Raw genomic sequence first — 14,626 nt, 5'->3', positions numbered from 1 at the left:
AGTCTCGACGACGGGCGCGCGGGCCTCGAAGGCCGTCTCGCAGCGCCGAGAACCGGGCGGGAACCCAGGAACAGCGTCTTTCGAGAACAGAACACCGGGCCCACGAGCCCGAACAGGTCTCCAGAACCAGCCGGCGCGGTCCGCACAGACGGACCCGCCGCAGTGCAGGTCGAAGGGTAAGATGAGAGATTTCAAGGGTATGAAGCGTCAGCGCGGCCGCAATCGCGGCGGTGGCGGACAGGGCGGAAAACCCCAGCACAACGCCAACCGCGCTTTCGACTCGAACGGCCCCGAGGGCGTGAAGGTCCGCGGCGCGGCGCAGAGCGTCTTCGAGAAGTACCAGCAGCTGGCCCGCGACGCGGCGTCCTCGGGCGACCGCATCCTGGCCGAGAACTACCTGCAGCATGCGGAACACTACTTCCGCACCCTGCGGGCCATGCAGCCGCATCGTCCGGTCGCCGACATCGTCGGCCGCGAGCAGTTCGCCTCGGGCTTCGATATCGATTTCGAGGCCGAGCCCGAGGAACTGCCGGAAGCCCCCGCAGCCGAGGCCGAAGCCGCCGAGGGCGGCGAAGGCGGCGAAGGCGGGCAACCCCGCGAAGGTCAGCGCTTCGAGGGCCGCCGCGATCGCGATCGTGACGGTCAGCGCTTCGAGGGCCGTCGTGATCGCGATGACCGTCCGCGCGAAGACCGCCAACGTGATGATCGCCCCCGCGACGAGCGCCCGCGTGAAGATCGCCCGCGTGAAGAGCGTGAAGGCGGCGGCCGCCGTGACCGCTGGCGCGACCGGGAAGACCGTCGCGACCGCGGCGAGCGCAACACCAACGCCGAGCGCAGCGGCGAATCGCCTCGCGATCCGCTGGCCGTGGTCGAGCCCCAGGCGGCGGCTCCGCTGGCCGAACCCCACAGCGGCGAATCGCCGCGCCTGCGGGGCCAGGACGGCGCCGTGAGCGAACTTCCGGCTTTTCTGGGTCGTTCCGCGACCCCGCCCGCGGCGGAAGAAACGCCGGCCGTCGAGGTCAAGAAACCGCGTCGCCGCCGGGCTCCGCGCAGCTTCGAAGGTGGAGAGGCCCCGGCCGAAACCGAAGAAGCCTAAGCAATTAACTTCGGTCGCGCGAGGTTAAACCACACCATAGTTGCAATTAAATTAACGACTTACCCGTCGGTCGACTAGTTACGCCCGGGAACTCCCCCTGCGATCTTTAATGCAGCAGGGGAGGACCCATATGCGCAAGAACACCGACATCGAGCTTCCCAAGATCCGGGTAAGGATTCATATCCTGTGCGAGACGTACGCCCGCGCTCAGTCAGTGGAGGAGCGGTCGCGCGTTCTCAACGACATTGAACTCATGGTTTTCCATGCTGCCGATCTTCTCGCATGGGATATAGTCGACGCGCAGCGCGACCAATTGAGTCCAGATCATGCGCATCGGACCGAAGTTTCGCCAGGCAATAAGAAAGGTGACTCGCGCTCAATCGCTGCGTGACGTCGCTGAAAGCCTTGCGGAGTTTGGCGAGCCTTATGGCCTGAAGCGTTTCCTCGTGGCCGAGATCGTCCTCGGCTACGTCCGTCCAGAACTGATCGTTTTCATCGATACCATGGGGCGCGAGTGGCGGCGCCTCTACGCCGAGATGGGCGTCGACCTAGACCCGCTCATCGACGCGATGCGTGACCAGCGGCAGCTGGTGCAGTGGTCCCGGCTGCCGCTCGCCAAACTCAATCCCGTCCAGCGACACTACATCGAGGCCTTCAGCGCCATGGGCGTGGCGGATGGCCTCTCGATCCCCATCTGGGGGCCGAACGGCTACTGGGCCTGGGTCGCGGCGGCGGGCGACCGCCAGCTGGACCTCAGTCATGACGACCGCGAAGCCTTGCAGTTGCTGGCCATGCTGGTTCTCAGCAAATGCCGCCTACTCCGGTACGGCCACCATGTCCCCGGCGCCCACGAACACTCCATAAGCCACCGCGAGGCCGACATCCTCTACTGGGTGCTGGAAGGAAAGACGGACGATGAGATCGCCACCATCGTCGGCCTGGGCCGGGCGACGGTGAAGTTCCATATCCACAACGCCATCATCAAGCTGGACGCCACCAACCGCATCACCGCGGCGGTGAAGGCTCTGAAGTCAGGGCTCTTGCTGGGGCCGATCACGCGCCATGCGGTGATCGTGCCCCAGGACGACTGAGCGGCCTACTCTGCGGCGACGCGCGCCGGGCTCGACACCAGTCCTTCAAGCCGGCCGCGGATGATCTCCTCGGCTTCGCTCACGATCCGATCGACCAGCTCCTTCACCGTCGGGACATCGTGGATCAGGCCCTGGATCATGCCGGCCGACCAGATGCCGCCGTCGGTGTCGCCATTGGCCAGGGCGTCGCGGCCGCGCGTGCCGGCGACCAGGTGCTGGACGTCCTCGAACTTGGCCCCGCCCCGGCGCTCGATCTCGACCACCTGCTGGCTGACCTGGTTGCGCATCACCCGGGCCGTGTTGTGCAGGGTGCGGAAGATCAGGTCGGTCTGACGCTCGTCGTTGGCGACCATCTGCTGCTTGAACACGTCCGGGATCGGGGCTTCCTGGGTGACGCAGAAGCGGGTGCCCATATTGATGCCGTCGGCGCCCAGCGCCAGGGCCGCGACCAGGCCGCGAGCGTCGCCGAAGCCGCCGCTGGCCAGCATCGGGATCTTCACCCGGTCGGCCGCCGCCGGGATCAGCACCAGGCCGGGGATGTCGTCCTCGCCCGGGTGGCCGGCGCACTCGAAGCCGTCGATCGAGATCGCGTCCACGCCCATCCGCTCCGCCGACAGGGCGTGGCGGACGGCGGTGCATTTGTGGATCACCTTGATGCCGTGTTCCTTGAAGTGGTCGACGTGCTCCTGCGGCTTGTAGCCGGCCGTCTCGACCATCCTGACGCCGCTCTCGATGATCACGGCGCGGTACTCGGCGTAGGGCGGCGGCTTGATCGCCGGCAGGATGGTCAGGTTCACGCCGAACGGCTTGTCGGTCAGATCCTTGGTCCGCTGGATCTCCTTGGCCAGGTCTTCCGGCGTCGGCTGGGTCAGGGCGGTGATGAAGCCCAGCGCTCCGGCGTTGGCCACGGCGGCGACCAGCTCGGCCTTGCCGACCCACTGCATGCCGCCCTGGGCGATCGGATGCTCGACCCCGAACAGCTCGGTGAAGCGGGTCTTGATGGCCATGGTTCGTCTCCCAAACGTCTGTTTGGACGAGACTGAGCCACGTCACCCCACGTCAGGCAAGGGGCGGCGCTCGCGCCGCCGCCGGTCAGCCGGGCAGCCGCACCAGGCAGGCGGACGGGTCGGCGGGATCGCCCTCGGCCTCCAGCCGCCCCTCGGCGACGAGCGCCGCGATGGCGACTGCGAGGTCGGCCTCGGTCACCACGCGGCCATGCTCATGGGCGCGGGTCATGTCGACGACCAGAGCCATGCGCATCCAGTATCGGGAGCACTGGGCGAGGATCGCCGCGTCGAAGACGGACGCCATCCCCGCCGCCGACTACATCAGACCCTGGCGGCCGATGGCGTAGAAGCGGTCGGCGCGCTGCTTGATCAGGGCGTCAGCGTCGAGCGGCGTCAGGGCGTCCAGTTCCTGCTCGATGGCGTCGCCCACGGCCTGGATCGCCGCGTCACGGTCCGAATGAGCGCCGCCGACGGGCTCGCCGATGATGCGATCGACCACGCCGGTCCTGATCAGGTCCTGAGCGGTGATGTGCATCTGCTCGGCGGCGTCCTTGGCCCGGGCGCCGTCGCGCCACAGGATCGAGGCCGCGCCCTCGGGCGAGATCACCGAGTAGATCGAGTGCTCCAGGATCAGCACCTTGTTGGCGCCGGCCAGGGCGATGGCGCCGCCGGAGCCGCCTTCGCCGGTGATGGTCGCGACCATCGGCGTGCGCAGCGTCAGGCAGCGCTCGGTCGAGCGGGCGATGGCCTCGGCCTGGCCGCGCTCTTCGGCGCCGAGACCGGGGTAGGCGCCGGCCGTGTCCACGAAGCTGACGACCGGCAGGTTGAACTGCTCCGCCATGTCCATCAGGCGGACCGCCTTGCGGTAACCCTCTGGCCGGGCCATGCCGAAGTTGTGCTTCAGGCGGGTGGTGGTGTCGTGGCCCTTCTCGTGGCCCATCACCACGACCGGTCGGCCGCGGAAACGCCCCAGGCCGCCGATGATCGCCTGGTCGTCGGCGAACTTGCGGTCGCCGTGCAATTCGACGAACTCGTCGATCAGGCCGGCCACGTAGTCGACGAAGTGCGGGCGCTGCGGGTGGCGGGCCACCTGGGTCTTCTGCCAGGCGTCCAGGCCGGCGTAGGCTTCGCGGCGCAGGTCGTCGACCCGCGCGCGCAGGGCCTCGATCTCGCTGTCGAACGATCCGGCCCCGGCGGTTTCGGAGAGCTTGGACAGCTCCTCGATCTTGCCTTCCAGTTCGGCGATCGGCCGTTCGAATTCGAGATAGTGCTGAACCATGAATCGCCTAACGCGGGCCGCCCCTGAAAGGTCGCGAAACTAGTGGCTGGCGTAGGCGGGCACAAGCGGGGCGGCTTCCGCGCGCGGAACTGTGTTCAGAGGAGCTGACCCGCTGCTCCAGAAAAACTCCCGCGCTTAATTCTACTAATTGAGTAGGAATTAGACATCCGAAGACCCTGGAGGTTCGAGATGTCCGGTTCCGTTTCCCTCACCCGCCGCATGGCCCTGTCCCAGGGCGCGGCGGTCACGACGACGCTCTGGCTGGGCTCCAGCGCGCCGGCCCGGGCGGCGACCGCCGACGCCGAGGCGATCCACCGCCGGGCGCTGGTGCTGGACAGCCACGTCGACGTGCTGCTGCCCGAGACGCCCAAGCGGGTCTATCCGGCCTGGGGCGGCACCTATTCCGACATCGACAAGCTGAAGGCCGGCAAGGTCGACGCTCTGGTCTATGCGGTGGCCGTGTCGACCGGCCCGCGCACCCCGCAGGGCTACGCCGCCGCCAAGGCCGAGGCCGACGCCAAACTGGCCGCCATCAAGGCCATCCCGGCGGAGACCGGCGGCGAGGCCCAGATCGCCCGCAGCGCCGACGACGTCCGCCGCATCGTCGGCCAGGGCAAGGTGGCGATCCTGATCGGTTTCCTGAACGCCTATTCGCTGGGCGAGGACGTCGACGGCTTCAACCGGCTGGCGGCCGAGGGCGTACGGGTCGCGGGCCTGGTCCATGCCGGCAACAACGCGTTCGCCGACTCCTCGCGCCCGGCCAAGGGAACCGGCGAGGAGCATGGCGGCCTGTCGCCGCTGGGCAAGGCGGCCGTGACGCGGCTGAACGACCTGGGCGTGCTGGTCGACGTCTCGCAGCTGACGCCCGCCGGCCTGGCCCAGACCCTGGCCCTCACACGAGCCCCGGTGGCCGCCACCCATTCGGCGGCGCGCGGCCTGGTCGACAGCCCGCGCAACCTGTCCGACGCCGAGCTGGACGCCATCAAGGCCAACGGCGGGGTGGTCCAGGTGACCGCCTTCACCAGCTACCTGCTGCCGAAGCCGGCCGGCTACGACCAGGCGCTGGCCGCCCTGCGCGCCAAGTACGGCCTGCCCGTCGACGGCGTCGCCTATCAGGGGGCCGACAACCTGCCCGAGACCGAGAAGACCGCCTTCTTCGCCGCCTATCGCGGGCTGTACCCGGAAGCGACGGTGAAGACCTATGTCGACCATATCGACTATGTGGCCAAGCGGATCGGCGTCGACCACGTCGGCGTCGGCACCGACTTCAACCACGGGGCCGGGATCAAGGGCTTCAAGGACGAGAGCGAGGCCGGCGCGGTCACCCGCGAACTGGTCGCCCGCGGTTACAGGCAAGCCGACATCGACAAGATCTGGGGCGGCAACTTCCTGCGCGTCCTGGCGGCCGCCCAGGCCGCAAAGAGAGGCTAGCCAACCGCCTCCCCGCGTGTGAAACAATTGTTTGAATTCATAACGCAGGGGAAGGACCGACCATGGCGTCTCTCGAAGGCCGCACGGCCATCATCACCGGCGCGGCCAGCGGCATCGGCCGCGCCGCCGCTCAGCTGTTCAGCCAGGCCGGCGCCTTCGTCGTCCTGGCCGACGTGTCCGACAAGGTCGTCGAGACGCTGGAGCTGGTGAAGGCGGCCGGCGGCGCCGGCGAGGCCTATGTCGGCGACGTCGCCGACGCGCCCCTGGTCGACACCCTGGTCGCGCGGGCCGAGGCCAACGGCGGGCTGGACGTGATGTTCGCCAACGCCGGCGTGTCGGGCGGGCTGCCGGGCCTGTTCGAGCTGACCGTCGAGGACTGGGACCGGGTGCTGCGCATCAACACCGTCGGCGTCTTCCTGGCCGTGCAGGCGGCGGCCAAGGTGATGGCCCCGCGCGGCAAGGGCTCGATCATCTGCACCGCCAGCGTCGCCGGCATCCGGTCCGGCGCGGGCGGCATGCCCTACAGCGCCAGCAAGGCGGCGGTGATCAGCATCGTCCAGACCGGCGCCAACCAGCTGTCCGGCACCGGGGTGCGCATCAACGCCGTCTGTCCGGGCCTGACCGAGACCGGCATGACCCAGGTGGTCTTCGACCGCGCCCGCGAGCGCGGCACCGAGAACAAGATTGGTCAGCTGAACCCGCTGCGCCGCGCCGCCGTGCCGGAGGAGATCGCCCGCGTGGCCCTGTTCCTGGCCTCCGACGACGCCAGCTACGTCAACGGCCAGGCCATCGCCGTCGACGGCGGCCTCAGCAGCAGCCATCCTGTCGTGCCGGGGAAGATGGCCTAGACCCTCGGGGGCATGCTCCGGCGAAGCCGGTGCGTGTCCCCTGCCTCCACGCGACCACGGGGACACGCACCCTACGGGAGCATGTCCCCGTCGACCCGTTCGGCGACTCAGGACCTGATCGCCGGTGGCGGTCCGTGGAGTGGAGCGAATGTCGAACGGCGACGGGATCAGGATCATCCCCACCCGGTCGCCGGAGTCGGCCGCCTTCGTCGCCGACGTCGAGCGGGCGATGGCCCTCACGCCCGTGCTCAACCGCCTGACCTATGCCGACGCCGACAAGGTCCGGGCGCTGTTCGGCGAGCTGACCGGCCAGACTCTGGACGAGCGGTTTCGCCTGATCCCGCCGTTCTACACCGACACCGGCCGCAACATCCGCGTCGGCGAGCGGGTGTTCATCAACCAGAACTGCACCATCTACGACCTGGCCGAGGTCCGGATCGGCGATGACGTGATGATCGGGCCGAACGTCAGCCTGATCACCTCCGCCCATCCGGTCTCGCCGTCGGAGCGCCGCGCCTACCTGATCGGCAAGCCGATCACGATCGGCCGGAACGTCTGGATCGCGGCGGGCGTCACCGTCATCGGCGGCGTGACCATCGGCGAGAACTCGGTGATCTCGGCCGGATCCGTGGTCACCCGAGACGTCCCGCCGAACACCCTGGTCGGCGGCAATCCGGCGCGGCTGATCCGGGACATCGAGGGGTAGGCCCGATAGCGACGATCGCCGACAGCCGCGGGCAAGCTCGCCCTACGCCCTAGGGCACATGCACGGACCAAACCTCAATGCGACCCTTCTCGTCATCGAACAGACTGGCATGGACGGTCAGATCGCCGACGGTCTCCCGGGTGGTCGTCAGATCGACCAGGATCGCCCAATGACCGTCCATCCAGCGGTAGACGGACGCCCCCTACTCCCGCACCCGCACGATCACCGACTGGCTGGCCACGGCCATCAGCTCGCCGGTCTCGGCGAAGAGGTTCATCGAGCCGTGGCCGACGCCGGCGTGGATGCCGCTGATCGAGATGTCGGCCAGCACCCAGCGGGTCGGGACGATCTTCAGGACGCGCAGGGTGTTGTCGAGGCTGTTGCCGCCGGCCTGCAGGCCCAGGGCGTGGCCGAAGCCGGACGGGACGTAGTCGGCGAACACCGCCAGCATGGCCGCGTCGACCGGGACGTCCTCGACCGTGCGCATCCACATCTGCATGCGGCCGTCCTCGCTGACCTGGCCCGTGCGGTTCTTCAGGTCGTAGCGGCCGTCGGGCGCGCGGCGCTCGATCCGGCGGTTGAGGTTGTCGCCCTCGTCCGGCCAGAGCAGCACGGGGTCGCAGTCCTCGGGCGGCGGGAGCACCGGCATCCTCGGCCACTGGTAGTCGCGCGAATCCGGTCGGGCGCCGAGGGCGGCGTTGACGGTGACGACCTCGTTCTCGCCGACATGGGCGCTGACCCGCGCCTGGGTCGTGTACTTGCCGGCGTTGGAGATCCAGACGTCGAAGTCCACCACCGAGGGCGGCCGGGCGTAGGACAGGTACTGCGCCGTGGCCCAGACCACCGGCCGGCCGCAGGTCTGCTCCAGCGCCGAGATCGAGGCGGCCAGGCCGATGCCGCCATACATGAACAGGCGATCCATCGGGCCGACGCAGACGGCGGGGGTCAGCGGCATGTGCCAGCGATGCGGGTTGTGCGACCCGCGCAGGTCGAAGAAGGGCGAGGACATGGCGTCCTCATGATGCGAACCAAGCGCCCTGTCGACGCGAATTTCCCTGCATCGCGTTGCAGCGTTTGCTAGCGTCCGCGACGGAAACCGGCCCTTCGGAACCCGTCATGGACGCCCTCGCCCGCCCGATCGTCCCGCCCGCGCCCTACGTTCACCGCCAGGAGCTGCCGATCTGGCGTCTGGTGCTGTCGACAGCCAAGAACTCGCTTGGCAACTGGGCCGAGAGCAGCTTCGACGCCCTGCTCGGCCGGCGGAACGTGTTCGGCATCGACAGCCTGCTGGTCAACGATCCCAAGTGGGTCCGGCACGTGCTCCACGCCAACCTGCACAACTACGTCAAGCCGCCCGCCATGGTCAGGCCCGTGCGGCCGCTGGCCGGCGAAGGCGTGCTGCTGGCCGAGGGGCCGGAGTGGAAGCGTCAGCGTCGGATGCTGGCCCCCGCCTTCACCCCGGCCAGCGTCGGGCTGCTGCTGCCCCATTTCCAGGCCGCGTCGGAGGCCATGGTCCGGCGACTGGAGAAGACCCCCCGGGTCGACCTGTCGGAGGCCTTCCACCAGGCCGCGCTCGACGCGGTGCTGCGCGCCCTGTTCTCACTGCCGGTCGACGAGAGCCGCACCGGCCTGGCCGCCATCGTCCGCGACTACCTGGCCGGGCCGGGCCGCCCCAACCTGTTCGACGGCTTCGCGCGCGCCGAGGACGACTTCGGCTTCGCCCTGGCGCGGCGGCGCACCTTCCGGCGTCACTGGTTCAAGGCGGTCGACTCGATCATCGCCGCTCGCAAGGCCGCGCCGGCGGGGGCGACGCACGGCGATCTGCTCGACCTGCTGCTGGCCGTCCGCGATCCGGAGACCGGCGCGCCGCTGTCGGACGTCGAGATCCGCGACCAGTGCGCGACCATGCTGCTGGCCGGGTTCGAGACCACCTCGCGGCTGCTGTTCTGGTGCAGCTACCTGCTCACTCTCGACCCGACGGAACAGGCCCGCCTGCGCCAGGAAGTCACCGCCTTTCCCCCGGAAAAGGTCGCCTCGCTGGAGGATCTGCAGCACTGGCCGCGGCTGAAGCAGGCGCTGTGCGAGACGCTGCGGCTCTATCCGCCGGTGCCGGTGATGCTGCGCCGCGCACTGGGGCCAGACACCATCGGCGAGCACGAGATCGGCGACGGGACGCTGCTCTGGATCAGCCCCTGGGTGATCCATCGCCACCGGGCCTTCTGGGAGCATCCGACCGCCTTCATGCCCGACCGCTTCGCCGGCAAGGGCCAGCCCTGGGTCAGCGAGCCGGCCTTCCTGCCGTTCTCGGCCGGGCCGCGGATCTGCATCGGCGCCAGCTTCGCCATGGCCGAGGCCTCGATCGTGCTGGCGACGCTGCTGGCGCGGTTCGAGCTGTCGCTGGACGCCGCCCGCCCCATCCTGCCGGTCGGCGGCGTGACGACGGCCCCGGACCACGAGCCGCTCTTCACGCTGGAGAGGATCGCCTGACGCTCCAATGGAGGATCCTCCCCTTTGGGGGAGGTGGCTCGCCGTAGGCGAGACGGAGGGGGTTGCTGGGACGGCAGCCTGATATGCATCTCCGGAGATCCCGCACCGACTGCCCATGACCCCCTCCGTCGGCTTCGCCGACAGCTCCCCCAAAAAGGGGAGCATCCAGGGGCTAGGCTCCCAACAGCGCCAGGGCGAACCAGCCCTTCGGGTCGGTCCACAGCTGCTTCGTCCGCCAGCCGCCGCGTTCGGCCAGGGCGGCGACGCCTTCCGGCGTGTACTTGTAGGAACTCTCGGTGTGGATCGTCTCGCCAGGCGCGAACCGGAAGCTCTCGCCGTCGATGGTCGCCGAAGTCGGCTGCAGCGCCCGCAGGTGCATCTCGATCCGCGACGCCTCGGCGTTCCAGCGCGCCTCGTGCGCGAAGGCGTCCAGGTCGAAACCCGCGCCCAGCTCGCGGTTGGCGCGGACCAGCAGGTTCAGGTTGAAGGCCGCCGTCACCCCGGCGGCGTCGTCGTAGGCCGCTTCGAGCGTCGCGGCGTCCTTGACCAGGTCGACGCCGAGCAGCAGCTGCGCGCCGCGCCCCAGATGCTCGCGCATGTCTGACAGCAGCGTCGCCGCCTCCGGCGGATCGAAGTTGCCGATCGTCGAGCCGGGGAAGAAGCCCAGCCGATGGGTGGCGTGGGCCGCCGCCGGCTGAGCCTTGAGATTGGTGAAGTCGCCGGCCACGCCGCGCGTGGGCAGGCCGGGGAAGCGCCGCGCCACCTCCGCCGCCGTGGCGCGGGCGGCGCCGGGGTCGATCTCGACGCAGACATAGCCAGCGGGGCGGTTCAACGCCGCCAGCAGCAGCGCCGCCTTGTCCGCCGAGCCCGACCCGAACTCGACCACCGACCGGTCGGGGCCGACGGCCCGGGCGATCTCCGGCCCGATCCGTCGCAGCAGAGCCGTCTCGGTGCGGGTCGGGTAGTACTCGGGCAGGCGGGTGATCTCGCCGAACAGGCGCGAGCCCTCGGCGTCGTAGAACCACTTGGGCGGAGTGGCTTTGGGCGCGGCCGACAGGCCCTCGACCAGGTCGGCGGCGAACAGGGCGCGCGACAGATCCGCGCCGAGGGGAACCGACTTGTTCATCAGATGTCCTTGGCCAGGCGCAGGCCGGAGAACATCCAGCGCTGATGTGGGTGGTAGAAGTTGCGATAGGCGGCGCGCGCGTGGCCGGGCGGCGTGGCGCAGCAGCCGCCGCGCAGGACGAACTGCCTGGCCATGAACTTGCCGTTGTACTCGCCGAGCGCGCCCTGGGCCGGCCGGAAGCCCGGATAGGGTCCGTAGGCGCTGGCGGTCCATTCCCAGAGATCGCCGAACAGCTGGTCCCCCGCGCCGGACGGACGCGGCCGCAGGACGTCGGCGTCCATGAAGTTGCCGGTCGCGGGGCGATCGGCGGCGAGGGTCTCCCACTCCGCCTCGGTCGGCAGGCGGGCGCCCGCCCAGCGGGCGAAGGCGTCGGCTTCGTAGAAGCTGACGTGCTGGACGGGCGCGTCGGGATCGACCGCCTCGCGGCCCGCCAGCGTCACCGACACGCCCTCCTCGCGCCAGTATTCCGGCGCGTCCCACCCCTGGGTCCGCACCGTCTCCCAGCCTTCGGACAGCCAGAGGGCCGGATCGCGATAGCCGCCGTCCTCCATGAAGGCGGCCCACTCGCCGTTGGTGACCAGCCGGTCGGCCAGGGCGAAGGGCTCCAGCCAGACCTTGTGGCGCGGTCCCTCGTTGTCGAAGGCGAAGGCTCCATCGGCGACGGCGCCGATCTCCATCAGGCCGCCGCCGTGCTCGATCCAGCCGGCGGCGCGGGCCTTGGGGCCGGCGGCGCTCTTCAGGTCGGCGCGATAGGCCGGACCGTCCGGATGGCGGGCCAGCAGGGCCAGGATGTCCATGAGGAACAGCTCCTGATGCTGCTCCTCGTGCGCCAGGCCGAGCTCGATCAGCGGCGCGGCGGCGGCGAAGGCGACGGCGTCGGCCTCACGCACGTAGCGTTCCAGCCCCGCGTCGACGCGGCGACGCCAGGCCGTGACCTCGCTCAGGGCCGGACGGGTGATCAGGCCGCGTTCGGGGCGCGGCTGCCGGGCGCCGACGGCCTCGTAGTAGCTGTTGAACAGAAAGCCGGCCGAGGCCGGGCGCGCCGGCGCCATGCCGGCCGGGCCGAGCAGGAACTCGTCGAAGAACCAGGTGGTGTGCGCCAGATGCCATTTGCCGGGACTGGCGTCCGGCATGGCCTGGGCCTGCAGGTCCTCCGCCGACAGCGGCGCGGCGAGCGCCAGGGTGCGGCCGCGGACAGCGGCGATCGCCGTGATCCACCTCTCCCGGTCGCCGATATCCAAGGCCATAGGCACGCCCTCGCCCGTTGCGATCCGAAACGATCAACGCGGATCGGGACGATAGGGCTCCGGCAGAACGGCGTCTTGCGGAAATGAGACCTTGCGGAACGGCTGGTGACATCCTTTGTCAGCAGCCGTTCCGGCGGGGTCAGAAGCCGTACAGGGCCGCGTATTCCGGATCCTTGGCGGCGATCTGGCGAGCGCTGTCGACCATCACCTTGGCCTGTTTCCAGGTGGCGTCGTCCTGCATCTTGCCGTCGAGCATCACCACCCCGGCGCCGTCGGGCATGGCCTCCAGGATGCGCTTGGCGAAAGCCACCTCGCCCGGATCGGGGCTGAACACCTGCTTGGCGATGGCGATCTGGTTCGGATGCAGGCTCCAGGCGCCGACGCAGCCCAGCAGGAAGGCGTTGCGGAACTGCTGCTCGCAGGCCTCCAGGTCGGCGATGTCGCCGAACGGACCGTAGAAGGCGTTGATCCCGGCCGCGGCGCAGGCGTCGACCATCTTGGCGAAGGTGTAGTGCCAGATGTCCTGCTGGGCGCCGACGCGCGGGCCCCCGTCGGCGCGGGGATCCTCGACGACCTTGTAGAAGGGATGCCCGCCGCCGACACGGGTGGTCTTCATCCGGCGGCTGGCGGCCAGGTCGGCCGGTCCCAGGCTGATGCCCTGCATCCGCGGGCTGGCCGCGGCGATGGCCTCGACGTTGTTCACGCCCTCGGCGGTCTCCAGGATGGCGTGCAGCAGGATCGGCTTCTTCAGGCCGTGCCTGGCCTCCAACAGGGCCAGCAGCTGGTCGATGTAGTGGATGTCCCAGGGTCCCTCGACCTTGGGGATCATCATCACATCCAGGCGGTCGCCGACGCCCGCGACGATCTGGGTCACGTCGTCCAGATGCCAGGGCGAGTTCAGGCAGTTCACCCGGGTCCAGAGGCCCACGCCCATCGCCGCGAAGTCGGTCGCGTTGGCCATCTCGATGAAGCCGGCGCGGGCGGCCTCCTTGGCGTCAGCGGGGATGGCGTCCTCAAGGTTTCCCAGGATCACATCCACGTCGCGGGCGATCTCCGGGACCTTGGCGCGGACCTTCTCCAGGTGCGGCGGCACGAAGTGGATCATGCGCTCGACGCGGGCCGGCGGCTCGCGCAGCGGTTCAGGCGCGCCGATGGCCAGGGGTTTGAAAAATCCGCGCGGCGTCTTCATGGCGTCTCCCGTCCCGTCTTCTCGCAGTTGCGAGAAGCAATGCGGCGCGGTCGGTGACGCGTCAAGCCGACGGCTTACGCCGACGCCCCCCGTCGGCGGGCGGTTCCGTCTCGTCGTCCTCGGGCGCGGACGGCCGCAGGGCCTCCTCCGCCGCATCGTTGCTGGACGCCTTGGCGCGACGCCCCTTCGAGGCGCTCCCCGTCGGCGGCTCCAGGCGCAGCGCGCGCCGGGCGTCGTCGCCCTGCTCCCCGAAGACCGAGCGGATGTGGAGGTCGTGCTGCGGCGTCGGCACCTCGATCCCAGCCTTGCGCAGCGCGTCGTCGATCGCCCAGGTGTAGGCCGCCTGCATGGCGTTCGGGCGTTTCACGGCCTCCAGCCGCGGCCAGACGACCAGCTCGAAGTTCAGGCTGCTCTCGCCGAAGCCGACCAGCCAGACCTGGGTGCGGTAGGTGGGGCTGTCGGGCAGGGTGAAGGGCACCGCCCGGGCCGCCTCCAGCACGGCGTCGCGGACCGTCTCCTTGTCGACGCCGTAGGCCGCGCGGAACGGCACATGGATGCGCCGGGTGTGCCCGCGCAGGGTCCAGTTGGTGACCGTGCCCTGGATCAGCTGGCTGTTGGGGATCAGGATATCGACGCTGTCGTTGTTCCGGATCCGGGTCGCCCGGGCGCCGATCTCGTGGACCACGCCGCGCTGGCCGGCCTCCAGTTCGATGTAGTCCCCGACGCGCAGCTCCTCGTCAAAGATCAGCACCAGGCCGGAAACGAATTCCTTCACCACCCCCTGCAGACCCAGACCGACGCCGACGCCCAGAGCGCCACCGAAGATGGCCAGCGACGAGAGGTCGACGCCCAGAGCCGACACCCCCGCGAACAGGCCCAGCACGATCAGGCCGTAGGTCGACAGCTTCTCGACGATGTAGAGCGCCGCCGTCCCGCGCTTGGCGCGGTCCCGGATGCGCTTGAGCACCTCCCCGACGATGCGGGCCACGATGAAGGCGACCGCCACCGTGATCAGGGCGGTGACCAGCGGGCCGGCGGTGATCGGCGTCGCACCGATCTTGAACAGCACCGTCTTCTCGAGCTGTTCGAGCTGGACGATTTCCTGCCGCATGGCCGCCC

The 14,626-nt window shown here is 69.6% G+C and carries 15 protein-coding genes and 1 pseudogene; 7 read left to right on the top strand and 9 right to left on the bottom strand.

Annotated features, from left to right (window positions below; genetic code table 11):
• The first annotated feature begins 199 nt into the window (after positions 1-199).
• The 3 genes from CSW64_RS05030 (at position 200) to CSW64_RS05025 (ending at position 2,187) form a co-directional block, all read left to right on the top strand.
• The gene (locus CSW64_RS05030) at positions 200-1,096 is read left to right on the top strand and encodes a DUF4167 domain-containing protein (protein WP_425430365.1); all 897 of its coding nucleotides are present in this window, start codon (positions 200-202) and stop codon (positions 1,094-1,096) included.
• 130 nt (positions 1,097-1,226) lie between these two features.
• Positions 1,227-1,487, top strand: coding sequence for a hypothetical protein (locus CSW64_RS21925; RefSeq protein WP_172448458.1), 261 nt, complete (start codon positions 1,227-1,229; stop codon positions 1,485-1,487).
• Positions 1,462-2,187, top strand: a complete 726-nt coding sequence (locus CSW64_RS05025) for a helix-turn-helix transcriptional regulator (protein ID WP_172448457.1) — start codon at positions 1,462-1,464, stop codon at positions 2,185-2,187. The genes CSW64_RS21925 and CSW64_RS05025 overlap by 26 nt, the downstream gene beginning before the upstream one ends.
• 5 nt (positions 2,188-2,192) lie before the next feature.
• On the opposite strand, the gene CSW64_RS05020 is transcribed toward CSW64_RS05025, so the two are convergent.
• The 3 genes from CSW64_RS05020 to CSW64_RS05010 form a co-directional block, all read right to left on the bottom strand.
• Positions 2,193-3,194 carry an NAD(P)H-dependent flavin oxidoreductase gene (locus CSW64_RS05020; RefSeq protein WP_099621075.1) on the bottom strand — a complete coding sequence of 334 codons (1,002 nt, stop codon included), beginning with the start codon at positions 3,192-3,194 and terminating at the stop codon, positions 2,193-2,195.
• An 85-nt stretch (positions 3,195-3,279) separates the two neighbouring features.
• Complete coding sequence (locus tag CSW64_RS05015; RefSeq protein WP_099621074.1) at positions 3,280-3,498, bottom strand: hypothetical protein; 219 nt, start codon at positions 3,496-3,498, stop codon at positions 3,280-3,282.
• A 12-nt stretch (positions 3,499-3,510) separates the two neighbouring features.
• Positions 3,511-4,473, bottom strand: a complete 963-nt coding sequence (locus CSW64_RS05010) for an acetyl-CoA carboxylase carboxyltransferase subunit alpha (RefSeq protein ID WP_099621073.1) — start codon at positions 4,471-4,473, stop codon at positions 3,511-3,513.
• Positions 4,474-4,662: 189 nt separating this feature from the next.
• On the opposite strand from CSW64_RS05010, the gene CSW64_RS05005 reads away from it, so the two are divergent.
• The 3 genes from CSW64_RS05005 (at position 4,663) to CSW64_RS04995 (ending at position 7,458) form a co-directional block, all read left to right on the top strand.
• Positions 4,663-5,904, top strand: coding sequence for a dipeptidase (locus CSW64_RS05005; RefSeq protein ID WP_216361234.1), 1,242 nt, complete (start codon positions 4,663-4,665; stop codon positions 5,902-5,904).
• Positions 5,905-5,966: 62 nt separating this feature from the next.
• On the top strand, positions 5,967-6,752 hold the full coding sequence (locus tag CSW64_RS05000; protein WP_099621071.1) for an SDR family NAD(P)-dependent oxidoreductase: 786 nt from the start codon (positions 5,967-5,969) through the stop codon (positions 6,750-6,752).
• 148 nt (positions 6,753-6,900) lie between these two features.
• Positions 6,901-7,458, top strand: coding sequence for a sugar O-acetyltransferase (locus tag CSW64_RS04995; RefSeq protein WP_099621070.1), 558 nt, complete (start codon positions 6,901-6,903; stop codon positions 7,456-7,458).
• A gap of 49 nt (positions 7,459-7,507) precedes the next feature.
• On the opposite strand, the pseudogene CSW64_RS22385 reads toward CSW64_RS04995, so the two are convergent.
• Together CSW64_RS22385 and CSW64_RS04990 are read right to left on the bottom strand one after the other, a co-directional pair.
• Positions 7,508-7,645, bottom strand: a pseudogene (locus CSW64_RS22385) (DUF7668 domain-containing protein); the annotation flags it as partial.
• Positions 7,646-7,660: 15 nt separating this feature from the next.
• The gene (locus tag CSW64_RS04990) at positions 7,661-8,467 is read right to left on the bottom strand and encodes an acyl-CoA thioesterase (RefSeq protein ID WP_099621069.1); all 807 of its coding nucleotides are present in this window, start codon (positions 8,465-8,467) and stop codon (positions 7,661-7,663) included.
• Between the two features lie 107 nt (positions 8,468-8,574).
• Between CSW64_RS04990 and CSW64_RS04985 the strand changes: the two genes are divergently transcribed.
• Positions 8,575-9,945 carry a cytochrome P450 gene (locus tag CSW64_RS04985; protein WP_099621068.1) on the top strand — a complete coding sequence of 457 codons (1,371 nt, stop codon included), beginning with the start codon at positions 8,575-8,577 and terminating at the stop codon, positions 9,943-9,945.
• Between the two features lie 172 nt (positions 9,946-10,117).
• Here the strand turns inward: CSW64_RS04985 and egtD are convergent, their stop codons facing one another.
• From egtD to CSW64_RS04965, 4 genes are all read right to left on the bottom strand, one after another.
• Positions 10,118-11,071, bottom strand: coding sequence for an L-histidine N(alpha)-methyltransferase (gene egtD, locus CSW64_RS22275; protein WP_099621067.1), 954 nt, complete (start codon positions 11,069-11,071; stop codon positions 10,118-10,120).
• A complete protein-coding gene (egtB, locus tag CSW64_RS22270; protein WP_099621066.1) occupies positions 11,071-12,318 on the bottom strand; it encodes an ergothioneine biosynthesis protein EgtB in 1,248 nt (415 codons plus the stop codon). Before egtB ends, egtD begins: the two co-directional genes overlap by 1 nt.
• A 139-nt stretch (positions 12,319-12,457) precedes the next feature.
• A complete protein-coding gene (locus CSW64_RS04970) occupies positions 12,458-13,507 on the bottom strand; it encodes an HpcH/HpaI aldolase/citrate lyase family protein (protein WP_099621065.1) in 1,050 nt (349 codons plus the stop codon).
• Between the two features lie 61 nt (positions 13,508-13,568).
• Positions 13,569-14,618 (bottom strand): mechanosensitive ion channel family protein, encoded by a 1,050-nt coding sequence (locus CSW64_RS04965; RefSeq protein WP_099621064.1) that lies wholly within the window; start codon positions 14,616-14,618, stop codon positions 13,569-13,571.
• Positions 14,619-14,626 lie beyond the last annotated feature (8 nt).

This window comes from Caulobacter mirabilis (assembly GCF_002749615.1).
Taxonomy (GTDB): Bacteria; Pseudomonadota; Alphaproteobacteria; order Caulobacterales; family Caulobacteraceae; genus Caulobacter; species Caulobacter mirabilis.
Note: the sequence above shows the minus strand (reverse complement) of the source record. Positions and strands in the feature narration are given on the sequence as shown.

Excerpts from the sequence above, each read along its gene's own strand:
- CSW64_RS05030 (WP_425430365.1), top strand. The coding sequence starts at position 200 with ATGAAGCGTCAGCGCGGCCGCAATCGCGGCGGTGGCGGACAGGGCGGA.
- CSW64_RS21925 (WP_172448458.1), top strand. The coding sequence starts at position 1,227 with ATGCGCAAGAACACCGACATCGAGCTTCCCAAGATCCGGGTAAGGATT.
- CSW64_RS05020 (WP_099621075.1), bottom strand. The coding sequence starts at position 3,194 with ATGGCCATCAAGACCCGCTTCACCGAGCTGTTCGGGGTCGAGCATCCG.
- CSW64_RS05015 (WP_099621074.1), bottom strand. The coding sequence starts at position 3,498 with ATGGCGTCCGTCTTCGACGCGGCGATCCTCGCCCAGTGCTCCCGATAC.
- CSW64_RS05010 (WP_099621073.1), bottom strand. The coding sequence starts at position 4,473 with ATGGTTCAGCACTATCTCGAATTCGAACGGCCGATCGCCGAACTGGAA.
- CSW64_RS05005 (WP_216361234.1), top strand. The coding sequence starts at position 4,663 with ATGTCCGGTTCCGTTTCCCTCACCCGCCGCATGGCCCTGTCCCAGGGC.
- CSW64_RS05000 (WP_099621071.1), top strand. The coding sequence starts at position 5,967 with ATGGCGTCTCTCGAAGGCCGCACGGCCATCATCACCGGCGCGGCCAGC.
- CSW64_RS04995 (WP_099621070.1), top strand. The coding sequence starts at position 6,901 with ATGTCGAACGGCGACGGGATCAGGATCATCCCCACCCGGTCGCCGGAG.
- CSW64_RS04990 (WP_099621069.1), bottom strand. The coding sequence starts at position 8,467 with ATGTCCTCGCCCTTCTTCGACCTGCGCGGGTCGCACAACCCGCATCGC.
- CSW64_RS04985 (WP_099621068.1), top strand. The coding sequence starts at position 8,575 with ATGGACGCCCTCGCCCGCCCGATCGTCCCGCCCGCGCCCTACGTTCAC.
- egtD (WP_099621067.1), bottom strand. The coding sequence starts at position 11,071 with ATGAACAAGTCGGTTCCCCTCGGCGCGGATCTGTCGCGCGCCCTGTTC.
- egtB (WP_099621066.1), bottom strand. The coding sequence starts at position 12,318 with ATGGCCTTGGATATCGGCGACCGGGAGAGGTGGATCACGGCGATCGCC.
- CSW64_RS04970 (WP_099621065.1), bottom strand. The coding sequence starts at position 13,507 with ATGAAGACGCCGCGCGGATTTTTCAAACCCCTGGCCATCGGCGCGCCT.
- CSW64_RS04965 (WP_099621064.1), bottom strand. The coding sequence starts at position 14,618 with ATGCGGCAGGAAATCGTCCAGCTCGAACAGCTCGAGAAGACGGTGCTG.